Origin of the sequence: Campylobacter sp. BCW_6460, from assembly GCF_001762705.1 — a bacterium.
GTDB classification, from domain to species: Bacteria; Campylobacterota; Campylobacteria; order Campylobacterales; family Campylobacteraceae; genus Campylobacter_D; species Campylobacter_D jejuni.
The window spans coordinates 130,245-141,099 of record NZ_MJXI01000034.1; the positions used below are offsets into that span (position 1 = coordinate 130,245).

Below are 10,855 nucleotides of genomic sequence, written 5' to 3' on the forward strand. Positions count from 1 at the left end.
TAATTTCAAAAAACCAAAGGAGTAAAAATGCAAGAAATCAAACAATTTTTTATCAATATAGAAAGAACAGATATCAATGAAAGTATGGAAAATCTAGTAAGTGAAGATTTTATCGATAGTATCGATATCATGGCTTTGGTTGCTGAAATAGAAAAATTTTATAAAAAACCCTTAAAAGCAGAATTTATCACACCTGAAAATTTTGAAAGCTTTGAAAATATCAAAAAAATGCTTGAAACTGCAATGAAAGACTAATCTTTCCTTGCAAGTTCGAGTTGTTCTTTTAAAGAACTGATGATTTCATTTTTAGAAACAATAATTTGCGCTATAAAATCCACCACATCATCCCAGTCTTTGCTTAGTGTATGAGTTAAAGTATAATTTTGTTCATATTCTTCCCAATTTACAGGAGCAAAAAGAGAATTTTTATGCGGGAAATATTTGTTTTTTACCCATTCAAGCGAAGAAGCAAAATAATCCACATAAGCTTTGGCAATATCTTTTTGCACTGCAAATTTTAATCTTTTTTCTTTACTGCCTTCAAATTTTCTTCTTGCCATAAAAAGCAAAGAATTAAGATTATCCTGCTTTAAATCTTTTTGATTTAATCTTGACATAAGCTCCATTCCTAAAAGATTAAAACTTTCATTTTTGGTTTGTTTTAAAACAAAACTCTCATCCCATTCAAGTCCTAAATGATAAACAAAATCTTTAAGCAAAGTCCCTCCTACATAATCCTCTCTTAGAAGTCTTACTATCAAATTTTCTTCTCCAAATACCTCAGCATGAGTTTTGCAAATCCACTCGTAGTCAAAAATATATTTTCTAGGATGATCTTGCGGAGCAAAATCAGCAGAATAATACCCCATATTGTTTTTATGATCTTGAGAACAATGTGAGTTTAAATAACCCAAAGTATCTCTAAAATATACAATAATATAAATTTGAGTAAAGCCTAACTCTCTCATAATCTTTTCTAAAATTTCTACATGTTTTTTGGTAGAAAAATCCCAAACTATACCCTCAGCTGAAAAAATAAATTTTTTATCTTTATGCAAAGCACTTTCACTTTTAAAATTTTCTATAGTTCTAAGAAGTCTTTCATTTGTGATATAACTTAAAACACTCTCTTTTTTTAAAATATTTTCCTTTTGAACCAACTCTAAAACCATATCCACCAAAGCCCAGTGTCTATTTGCCACTCTAAGACTTTTTGGGTAAATATAACCTTTTTGCAAAAGCTTTTCTTCATTTTGCATCAAAAAACCTTGTTTTTCTTGATTTCCTGTATTGGTAGTTCCTATATGTAAATATGCTGTCATTTTATATATCCTTTGTCTTTATTTTAGTTTATTATCTCTAATTCAATTTTATCTCCCACATCTTTAAAAGTAAACACTTTGTTTCCACAAGGATAAGAGATGGAATTTTCTTGCATAAAAGATTTTCTTCCTTGCAATTTTTCAAGCATTAAAGGAAGTTCTTTTCTAAATAAAGCTCTATCAGTCATTCTAAGCCCATGTTCTAAACTTTTTATAAATCTACCATCTACATCACTTTCATCTTTTATCAAATGTAAAGTGGCATCATATCCTAACTCTTGATAACACTTATAAAGCTCTATTTTGTTTTGCACTGGCGCACCTATATCTTGTACACTATGATAACTCGAAAAAACGATATCACTATCAATATTTGCTTGAATTTTAAGATGATTTGAATTTAAAATTGCTCTAATTAAATAATTTTCATCCCCAAAATAATAAGAAGAATTTATATTTCTAGTCCAATATTTATACACAAAGCAATAAAGTCTATGACCACTTCCTTCGAAATAAAATTCCCCTTGATTCATTTCTCTTCCTAAAATGCACGCCAAGAATGGTAAGCAAACACCTGAATTATCAATCACACCATCCACATACCAAGGAGCTATTTTTGCTATGAGTAAAGATAGGTATCCTCCGTATGACCCCCCCCCATAAATTTTTGGTAAATCTGCAAATTTTGGAAAGCGTTTCACTAAATCTTTTAAAGCATTGATATGATCAATAGCTGCCATAATGCCATAGTTTTGATAATCTCCATTAGGTGGGACAAAATCGCAAAAAAGTTCTATTTTTTGGCTTTCATCAACCAAACCTGCTTGTTTAATCTCTCCAGCTCTTTGTTCTATAAAAGGAATAATTTGTTCAAAATTATCTTCATTAGCCAACAAATGCCCTAAATTAATATTTTTTAAAATACCGTTGATACGCTCTAAATCATCTTGATTAGGAATAAGCTTTGGATTGTACTTTTGATCGATACTTTGTCTTGTACAAAAACAATGATAAAAAACATGCACCACTACAACATCAAAATTTTTAGCAATATACTCTCTATCAAAATCTAAAAAAGAAATATTTGCATTAGCTCCAAAACCACCCACTATAAAAACTATAGCTTTGATATCTTTTTCATCATCATAACTTATACGGTATTCAAGCTTACTAGTTCTTTTAATACCTAATTCTACATCATCACAAGAATCGATTTCAAAGGTTTGATTTATGAGCATTATTCCACCCTATTTGCATTATTTTATTGTATTTTAAAGACAATTATACTTAAATTTCAGTAAAATAAAACACAAAAAACAAGGCTTAGCTATGAAAAATCTTTGCATCATCCCTGCACGCGGTGGATCAAAAAGAATTCCTAGAAAAAATATCATTGATTTTCTAGGAAAACCTTTAATCGCTTATAGCATAGAAAATGCTTTAAATTCAGGTATTTTTGATGAAGTAGTGCTTTCAAGCGATGATGAAGAAATCATAGAAGTAGCTTTAAAATACGGTGCAAAAGCTCCATTTGTGCGTGATGAAAATTTAAGTGATGATTATACATCAAGTACCGCTGTGGTGCAAAATGCCATAGAAATTTTACAAAGTCAAAATCAAATTTATGATCATGTCTGTTGTCTTTATGCTACTGCTCCATTAATTAGCAGTGAAATTTTAAAAAAAGCTTTTGAGAAATTTTTAGAAAATGAAAGCAAGTTTTTATTTGCCGCCACTGAATTTGAGTATCCTATACAAAGGGCTTTTCATCTAAATGAGAACAATCAAGTTTATATGTTTGATGAAAAACATTATAAAAGTCGCTCACAAGACTTAACAAAAGCTTATCATGATGCAGGGGCTTTTTATTTTGGTACAAGTAAAGCTTGGCTTGAAGAAGATTTTATGTTTAAACCTCATTCTAGTGTATTTGTATTGCCAAGAAATTTAGTTTGCGATATAGACACCATGCAAGATTTAGAATTTGCAAAAATACTTTATAAGGCAAATCATGAAAGTTCTTATTAGAAGTGATAGCTCCATTCATATAGGTTTTGGTCATATTAAAAGAGATCTCATCTTAGCTAAACAATACGATGATGTAAGTTTTGCTTGTTTGCCTTTAGAAGGCTCTTTGATCGATGAAATTCCTTATCCTGTTTATGAGCTTAGTAGCGAAAGTATCTACGAGCTTATCAATCTCATCAAAGAAAAAAAATTTGAACTTCTTATCATTGATCACTATGGCATCAGCGTAGATGATGAAAAGCTGATCAAGCTTGAAACAGGAGTGAAAATTCTAAGCTTTGATGATGAGATAAAGCCTCATTATTGTGACATTTTACTCAATGTCAATGCTTACTCAAAAGCAAGTGATTATGAAGGTTTAGTACCTTTTAAATGCGAAGTAAGATGTGGTTTTTCTTATGCTTTAATCAGGGAAGAATTTTATCAAGAGGCCAAAGAAAATAGAGAAAAAAAATATGATTTTTTCATTTGCATGGGTGGAACTGATATAAAAAACCTTTCTATCAGTCTTGCTTCTGATTTACCTAGGAATAAAAAAATTGCTATCGCCACAAGCTCGTCAAATCCCAATCTTGCAAAACTTGAAAAATTTATAAAAGATCATGAAAATATCAAACTTTTTATAGATGAAAATCTAGCAAAGCTTATGAATGAAAGCAATAAACTCATCATCAGTGCAAGTTCTTTAATCAATGAAGCCTTACTTTTAAAAGCAAATTTTAAAGCCATCTGTGTTGCTAAAAATCAAGAAAAACTAGCCAATTGGCTAGCTCAAAAAGGCTATGAAGTGGAGTATAGGCATTGATAAAACTTAAAAATTTCACAGAACTCAATTCTCAAGAAATAGAGCTGATTTTTAAATGGCGTAATCACCCAGACATCAGTCAATTTATGAAAACAAAATATATTGATTTTGAAGAACATTTAAGATTTATAAAAAGCTTATATCAAGATTCTAGTAAAAAATATTTTTTAGTTTTTCAAGATGAACAGATTATTGGTGTGATTGATTTTGTCAATATCACAACTAAATCTTGCGAATTCGGACTTTATGCAAAACCTGATTTAAAAGGCGTAGGACAAATTTTAATAAATGAAATCATAAAATACGCTTTTGAAATTTTAAAGATAAAAAATCTAAAAGCTTGCGTTTTTAAAGATAATGAAAAGGCTTTAAAACTTTATAAGAATAATAATTTTATCATCACAAAAGAAGATGGAGATTTTTTTTATATTGTATTAGATAATCCTAACTGCAAAACCTTGCTTAGCTAATTCTTCTTTTACATCTTTAGGGGTATACTTAGAAAAATGAAAAATATAAGCCCCTGCTAAAGCATCAGCACCCAAATTTAAAGCCTTAACTCCATCACTTGGATTGCTAAGTCCTCCATTGATAACAAGAGGAATTCTAAGTTTATTTTGAAAGATCTTTAAAAGCTCTAAATCATAACCCTTTGCTTTTCCCTCAAAATCCACAGAAGTTAAAAGAAGCTCTCCAGCACCTTTTTTTTCATATTCTAAAGCAAGTTCTAAAGGATTTTTTTCAAGTAAATTTCCCCTATCATAAACACAAAATTGATCTCCTTTTCTTTTAACATCTATAGAACAAACTATACATTGAGAACCAAAACGATTTGCTGCTTTACTTATAAAATCCATATCTTCTAAGGCTTTAGAATTGATAGAAATTTTATCCGCACCTAAATTTAAAATCTTTTGTATATCTTCAAGAGTTTTTATCCCGCCGCCTATAGTTAAAGGCATAAAACATTCTTTAGCAAGATCCTCTATGCTTTCAAAGTCTATTTCTCCACTTTTTGAAGCATCTATATCTAAGATAATAAGTTCATCAACATTGCGTGCATTATAAATTCTCATTGTTGAAGTTAAATGCCCTATAGTGCGAAAATCTTTAAATTCTATACTTTTAACAAGTTGAGAATTTTTTAATAACACACAAGGGATAATTCTAGTTTTTAACATTTAAAGCCTTATAAAATTTTCTAAAAGTTTTAAGCCTAAATTTTGACTTTTTTCAGGATGAAACTGCGTCGCAAAAATATGATCTTTTTGCAAAGATGCGACAAATTTATGCCCATATTGTGCTTTAGCACTTACAAACTCATCTTTACATTTCACATAAAAAGAATGCACAAAATAAAAATCACTCTTATCTTCTATACCTTGATATAAAGGCTCTTGTTTTAAAATTTCAAGCTCATTCCAACCCATATGTGGGATTTTTAAATTTAAATCCTCTTCAAATTTGACTACTTCACCTTCTATAAAACCAAGTCCTTCGCAAACTCCACCTTCATAGCCCCTTTCTAAAAAAAGCTGCATTCCCAAACAAATGCCTAAAATAGGTTTTTTTTGCACCAAAACTTGCTCTTTTAAAGCTTCTATAAAACCAAGTTCTTTTAAATTTTTCATCGCTTCTTTAAAAGATCCCACTCCAGGTAAAAGCAATTTATCGGCTTTTTGCAAATCTTTTGGATTCTTAGCTATGAAATTTGTAGCTCCTATTTTTTCAAAAGCCTTAGCAACGGAGTTTAAATTTCCCGCCTTGTAATCAATGAGCGCTATCATTTTAAAACACACTCGTCTTTTCTTACCAAAGAACCATCATAATCTCTTATAAATTTACCATTTTCATCGCGTTTAAAGATTTTTTTATTGGTAAAAGAATCTACGATTTTTTGAAATTCTTCTTCACTAAAACCGCTAAATTCAAGGTATTTTTTAATAGCCTTTTTAGGGGGTTTGCCATCGTATTTTTGCACCAAACGCACCCCTTCTTCACGACTGATATAACCTAAACGAATATCCAAACAAGCATTATCCGTTGCTCTACCAAAGCCGTATTTGCAGTATTTTAAATAATCATGCACATGATTAGAATAACAATCTAAATTTTCAAAATTTTCATAAGTAGTCTCAACAGGATGATCTAGAGTTGAAAAACCATATTTTTTAGAAATTTCAAGAATTTTTTTATAATCCCATTTAAAATAATACCCTAAAAATAGCCCAGTAACCCCTACTTTTTGAAGTTCTTCATCGCTTGGATAAGTATATAAAAACAAATCTTTTTCAGTGATGCCATTTACCCCAAGCATATCAGAAGCACGATTTCCTAAAAGCCCGCCAAATTCTTCAAGCCACTCTCTGCCTAAAATATTTTTATTTTTACTACTCGCAGGACCACCATACTCTATCTGCGGACTTTCTCCCCAAATAATCAAAGGCACTCCAAAATTTACCGCTATGCGTGGAACAGAAGTAAAAATTCCCAAATGGTTTTGCCACTCATTATCCCCTGTTCTTATAAAAGCTTCACGGGCAAGTTTTTGATAAACTTTTGGATCACGCTTGATATGGATCAAATCCACGCCCAAATGATTTAAATTGTCTAAATTTTTGCGCCCTATTTTCGTAGGCACACTAGGCTCAAAACACACACACAAAGGATTAAGTCCAAGTTCAAGCATTTTAACCACTTGAAAAGTAGAATCTTTTCCACCGCTTACTCCGATAACGCAATCATAAACAGGATGTTTTTTGTATTTTTTTACAAGCTCAAAAAATTCTTTTTCTCTTTCTTGCCAATTGATTTTTTGATTTTTAGCTTCTTGAGAACGACAAGCATCACAAATTCCTTCTTCATCAAAATGTAAATCAGGTTTAGTATCTGGCATCACACATTTTTTACAAAATTTCATAATTTTCCTTTAATTAGTCTTAAATATATATCGTTATAATTAAATTTTACTTTATGATTTTATATATTTATATTATATAAAAATTAAAAAATGAATGAATTCTATGATTTAAATCCCTATGGCATTTTTTGAATAAAACCAAGCAAAATCATAACAAAGTCGTAATATTTATATAATATAATTATATATCATTTTAGTCAGGAAATTTACCAAAGAAAGAAAAGTATGCAAATAGGAAATTTTAACACCGATAAAAAAGTTTTTATCATCGCAGAACTTAGTGCAAATCACGCAGGAAGTCTTGAAATGGCACTTAAAAGCATAAAAGCAGCCAAAAAAGCAGGTGCTGATGCGATAAAAATCCAAACTTACACTGCAGATAGCCTTACGCTAAATAGTGACAAAGAAGATTTTATCATCAAAGGAGGGCTTTGGGATAAAAGAAAACTTTATGAGCTTTACGAAAGTGCAAAAACCCCTTATGAGTGGCATTCTCAAATCTTTGAAACCGCACAAAATGAAGGCATACTTTGTTTTTCAAGTCCTTTTGCCAAAGAAGATTTAGAATTTCTAAAACGCTTTGATCCTATGGCTTATAAAATCGCGTCTTTTGAAGCCAATGATGAAAATTTCGTGCGTTTAATCGCCAAAGAAAAAAAACCTACCATCGTTTCAACGGGCATTGCTACAGAAGGAGAGCTTTTTAGGATATGTGAAATTTTTAAAGAAGAAAAAAATCCTGATTTGATCTTTTTAAAATGCACTTCAGCTTATCCTGCCACCATAGAAGATATGAATTTAAAAGCTATGGTGAGTTTAAAAGAAAAATTTAATGTTGAAGTAGGATTAAGCGATCATAGTTTTGGCTCTTTAGCCCCTATTATAGCAGTAAGCTTAGGTGCTAGAGTGATAGAAAAGCATTTTATGTTAGATAAAAGCATAGAAAGTGAAGACAGTAAATTTAGTCTTGATTTTGATGAATTTAAAGCTATGGTAGATGCGGTTAGACAGACCGAAAGTGCTTTAGGCAATGGTAAGTTGGACTTAGATGAAAAGGTGCTTAAAAACCGTGTTTTTGCAAGAAGTTTATATGCAAGTAAGGATATCAAAAAAGGTGAAATGTTCAGCGAAGAAAATGTAAAATCCGTGCGTCCTTCTTTTGGACTACATCCTAAATTTTATCAAGAAATTCTAGGAAAAAAAGCTACTAAAGATATAAAATTTGGCGATGCTTTAAAACAAGGAGATTTTGAATGAAAAATATCTTAGTTACAGGTGCTGATGGTTTTATAGGTTCTCATCTTTGTGAAAGTTTGGTCAAAAAAGGTTTTAAAGTCAGAGCTTTAAGCCAATATAATTCTTTTAATTTTTGGGGACATTTAGAAAAAAGTCCTTTTTTAAAAGACATGGAAGTTATAAGCGGGGATTTAAGAGATAGCTTTTTTTGCGAAAAAATTACCAAAAACATAGATGCGATCTTTCATCTTGGTGCTTTAATCGCCATCCCCTACTCCTACGCAGCCCCACAAAGCTATGTGGATACCAATGTCAATGGCACTTTAAATATGCTCGAAGCAGCTAAAAAAAACAAGATTTCACATTTTATCCACACTTCAACAAGCGAAGTTTATGGCACGGCCTTTTATGTGCCTATCGATGAAAAACACCCTTTACAACCTCAAAGCCCTTATTCTGCAAGTAAGATCGCTGCAGATATGATGGCACTAAGTTATTATAATTCTTTTAATTTAAATGTCAATATTGCACGCCCTTTTAACACCTATGGTCCAAGACAAAGCGCAAGAGCCATCATACCTACCATCATCACACAAATTTTAAGCGGAGCAAAGGAAATCAAACTAGGAGATTTAAGCCCTAAAAGGGATTTAAATTTTGTGCTAGATACTTGTGAAGGTTTTATCTCTCTTTTAAATTTAAAACATTTTGGAGAAGTTTATAATATAGGCTCAGGAGTGGAATACTCCATGCAAGAAGTACTTGATCTCATACAAAAAATTTTAGATTCTAAGGTAAAAATCATCCAAGATGAGCAAAGATTGCGTCCTAAAAAAAGCGAAGTTTTTAGACTTTGTTGCGATGCAAACAAGCTTAAAAAAGCTACAAATTGGCAAAGCAAAATAAGCTTAGAAGAAGGTTTAAGGCAAAGCATAGAGTATTTTAAAGAAAATTTAGAAAATTATAAAAGTGAGCTTTATAATGTTTGAAAAAGAAATTTCTTTTATAAAAAGTCTTTTTAATAAAGAAAATATCGCCCTACATGAGCCTTGTTTTATAGGCAATGAGAAAAAATATCTCTTAGAGTGTATCGATAGCGGTTTTGTTTCAAGCGTAGGAGAATTTGTAACGCGTTTTGAAGAAACTTTAAAAGAAAAAACCAAAGCACGCTTTGTCATCGCTACAAATACAGGCACAGCAGCCCTTCACATCGCCTTGCTTGCCAATGGCATTGATGAGAATTGCGAAGTGATTACCCAAAGCATGAGTTTTGTAGCCACAGCCAATGCTATCGCTTATACGGGTGCCAAGCCCATTTTTTTGGATATAGATGAAAATACTCTAAGTTTAAGCCCTAAAGCTTTAGAGCATTTTTTAGAAAATGAGACTTATCAAAAAAATAGTTTTAGCTATAACAAAACCACGCACAAAGCCATCAAAGCTTGCGTTATCATGCACACCTTTGGTTTAAGTGCTCATATAAAAGCCATCAAAGAGCTTTGTGAAAAATATCATATTCTTTTAATCGAAGATGCCGCTCAAGCACTGGGTAGCACTTACGAAAATAAAGCCTTAGGCACTTTTGGAAAATGTGGGATTTTAAGTTTTAATGGTAACAAAATCATCACAGGAGGATGCGGGGGAGCAATTTTAAGCAATGATGAGAATATAGCTAAAATCGCAAGGCATCTTAGCACCACAGCAAGAATACCTCATGCTTATGAATATGATCACGATGCTATAGGATATAATTATCGTCTTTGTAATATCAATGCTGCAATTTTGCTTGCAGGACTTGAAAATTTAGAATTTTTCTTAGAAAATAAAAGAGAGTTGGCTAAAATTTATAAAGAATTTTTTAAAGATAATGACAAGTGTGAATTTATGGACGAAAAGGCAGATGAAAAAAGCAATTTTTGGCTCAATACCTTGCTTTTTAAAGACGAAAATTTAAGGGATATTTTTTTAAAAGAATGCTTGGAAAATAAAATTTTTTCGCGTCCTATTTGGAAAAGTTTGCCTAGTTTAAAACCTTTTAAACATTGTCAATGCGATACACTCTTAAACACGCAAAAACTAGAAAAATGTTTAGTAAATTTACCTAGCAGCGTCAGAAGAAAATAAACAATTTATGTTAAAATGAAAACTTTTTAAAATGGGAGCGTTAATGAAAAAATATATTAGCAATGAAGAAATTTCAAACAATTTGGGAAGCAATGAAAAAATTTGGGAACAAATTTTTTCTAAAAAAGAATGGGGCAAGTATCCAAGTGAAAATGTTATAAGATTTATAGCAAGGAATTTTTATAATGTGCAAGATAGAAGTAAAATCAATATTTTAGAACTTGGTTTTGGAACAGGAGCTAATTTATGGTTTTGTGCAAAAGAAGGTTTTAGTGTAAGTGGTATAGAATGGAGCAAAACAGGATTAGAGCGTTTTAAAGCTCGTATGAAAGATGAGAATTTAAGTGATAAAATCAAGCAAATTGAACTGGGTGATTATATCGATAAATTAGATAGTTTTAAAAATGATAGTTTTGATGC

General features: G+C 31.1%; 13 protein-coding genes. 8 read left to right on the forward strand and 5 right to left on the reverse strand.

The features are described from left to right. The first annotated feature begins 27 nt into the window (after nucleotides 1–27). Nucleotides 28–255: an acyl carrier protein gene (locus tag AJ881_RS07150; RefSeq protein WP_002777686.1), complete on the forward strand. Its 228-nt coding sequence runs from the start codon at nucleotides 28–30 to the stop codon at nucleotides 253–255. On the opposite strand, the gene AJ881_RS07155 is transcribed toward AJ881_RS07150, so the two are convergent. After that, nucleotides 252–1,322, reverse strand: coding sequence for an acyl carrier protein (locus AJ881_RS07155; RefSeq protein WP_070283060.1), 1,071 nt, complete (start codon nucleotides 1,320–1,322; stop codon nucleotides 252–254). The genes AJ881_RS07150 and AJ881_RS07155 overlap by 4 nt on opposite strands. Before the next feature lie 23 nt (nucleotides 1,323–1,345). Then, the gene (locus tag AJ881_RS07160) at nucleotides 1,346–2,560 is read right to left on the reverse strand and encodes a DUF2920 family protein (RefSeq protein WP_070283059.1); all 1,215 of its coding nucleotides are present in this window, start codon (nucleotides 2,558–2,560) and stop codon (nucleotides 1,346–1,348) included. A gap of 91 nt (nucleotides 2,561–2,651) precedes the next feature. Between AJ881_RS07160 and pseF the strand changes: the two genes are divergently transcribed. From pseF to pseH, 3 genes are read left to right on the forward strand one after another with little or no spacing between them, the layout of a single operon-like run. Beyond that, nucleotides 2,652–3,350: a pseudaminic acid cytidylyltransferase gene (gene pseF / locus AJ881_RS07165; RefSeq protein ID WP_070283058.1), complete on the forward strand. Its 699-nt coding sequence runs from the start codon at nucleotides 2,652–2,654 to the stop codon at nucleotides 3,348–3,350. Continuing rightward, nucleotides 3,334–4,155, forward strand: coding sequence for a UDP-2,4-diacetamido-2,4,6-trideoxy-beta-L-altropyranose hydrolase (gene pseG, locus AJ881_RS07170; protein WP_070283056.1), 822 nt, complete (start codon nucleotides 3,334–3,336; stop codon nucleotides 4,153–4,155). Before pseF ends, pseG begins: the two co-directional genes overlap by 17 nt. After that, complete coding sequence (gene pseH / locus AJ881_RS07175; protein WP_070283055.1) at nucleotides 4,152–4,625, forward strand: UDP-4-amino-4,6-dideoxy-N-acetyl-beta-L-altrosamine N-acetyltransferase; 474 nt, start codon at nucleotides 4,152–4,154, stop codon at nucleotides 4,623–4,625. The genes pseG and pseH overlap by 4 nt, the downstream gene beginning before the upstream one ends. Here the strand turns inward: pseH and AJ881_RS07180 are convergent. From AJ881_RS07180 to pseA, 3 genes are read right to left on the reverse strand one after another with little or no spacing between them, the layout of a single operon-like run. After that, entirely contained in the window at nucleotides 4,590–5,336 is a 747-nt protein-coding gene (locus tag AJ881_RS07180; RefSeq protein ID WP_070283054.1) for a HisA/HisF-related TIM barrel protein, read from the reverse strand. The two genes, pseH and AJ881_RS07180, sit on opposite strands and share 36 nt — an antisense overlap. After that, a complete protein-coding gene (hisH, locus tag AJ881_RS07185) occupies nucleotides 5,337–5,942 on the reverse strand; it encodes an imidazole glycerol phosphate synthase subunit HisH (protein WP_072224063.1) in 606 nt (201 codons plus the stop codon). Next, nucleotides 5,939–7,075: a pseudaminic acid biosynthesis protein PseA gene (gene pseA, locus AJ881_RS07190; protein ID WP_070285354.1), complete on the reverse strand. Its 1,137-nt coding sequence runs from the start codon at nucleotides 7,073–7,075 to the stop codon at nucleotides 5,939–5,941. Before pseA ends, hisH begins: the two co-directional genes overlap by 4 nt. Nucleotides 7,076–7,300: 225 nt before the next feature. Here pseA and pseI point away from each other — a divergent pair, with 225 nt between their 5' ends. From pseI to AJ881_RS07210, 4 genes are all read left to right on the forward strand, one after another. Further along, a complete protein-coding gene (gene pseI / locus AJ881_RS07195; protein ID WP_070283051.1) occupies nucleotides 7,301–8,332 on the forward strand; it encodes a pseudaminic acid synthase in 1,032 nt (343 codons plus the stop codon). Then, nucleotides 8,329–9,300 carry a 4,6-dehydratase LegB gene (gene legB / locus AJ881_RS07200; protein ID WP_070283049.1) on the forward strand — a complete coding sequence of 324 codons (972 nt, stop codon included), beginning with the start codon at nucleotides 8,329–8,331 and terminating at the stop codon, nucleotides 9,298–9,300. The genes pseI and legB overlap by 4 nt, the downstream gene beginning before the upstream one ends. After that, on the forward strand, nucleotides 9,293–10,435 hold the full coding sequence (gene legC, locus AJ881_RS07205; RefSeq protein WP_052853885.1) for an aminotransferase LegC: 1,143 nt from the start codon (nucleotides 9,293–9,295) through the stop codon (nucleotides 10,433–10,435). The genes legB and legC overlap by 8 nt, the downstream gene beginning before the upstream one ends. Nucleotides 10,436–10,478: 43 nt before the next feature. Continuing rightward, on the forward strand, nucleotides 10,479–10,855 hold a 377-nt coding region (locus AJ881_RS07210; RefSeq protein WP_148123006.1), incomplete at its 3' end, for a class I SAM-dependent methyltransferase.

Bases quoted from the DNA above. Each gene is read 5' to 3' on its own strand.
- AJ881_RS07150 (WP_002777686.1), top strand. From the start codon at position 28: ATGCAAGAAATCAAACAATTTTTTATCAATATAGAAAGAACAGATATC.
- AJ881_RS07155 (WP_070283060.1), bottom strand. From the start codon at position 1,322: ATGACAGCATATTTACATATAGGAACTACCAATACAGGAAATCAAGAA.
- AJ881_RS07160 (WP_070283059.1), bottom strand. From the start codon at position 2,560: ATGCTCATAAATCAAACCTTTGAAATCGATTCTTGTGATGATGTAGAA.
- pseF (WP_070283058.1), top strand. From the start codon at position 2,652: ATGAAAAATCTTTGCATCATCCCTGCACGCGGTGGATCAAAAAGAATT.
- pseG (WP_070283056.1), top strand. From the start codon at position 3,334: ATGAAAGTTCTTATTAGAAGTGATAGCTCCATTCATATAGGTTTTGGT.
- AJ881_RS07180 (WP_070283054.1), bottom strand. From the start codon at position 5,336: ATGTTAAAAACTAGAATTATCCCTTGTGTGTTATTAAAAAATTCTCAA.
- hisH (WP_072224063.1), bottom strand. From the start codon at position 5,942: ATGATAGCGCTCATTGATTACAAGGCGGGAAATTTAAACTCCGTTGCT.
- pseA (WP_070285354.1), bottom strand. From the start codon at position 7,075: ATGAAATTTTGTAAAAAATGTGTGATGCCAGATACTAAACCTGATTTA.
- pseI (WP_070283051.1), top strand. From the start codon at position 7,301: ATGCAAATAGGAAATTTTAACACCGATAAAAAAGTTTTTATCATCGCA.
- legB (WP_070283049.1), top strand. From the start codon at position 8,329: ATGAAAAATATCTTAGTTACAGGTGCTGATGGTTTTATAGGTTCTCAT.
- legC (WP_052853885.1), top strand. From the start codon at position 9,293: ATGTTTGAAAAAGAAATTTCTTTTATAAAAAGTCTTTTTAATAAAGAA.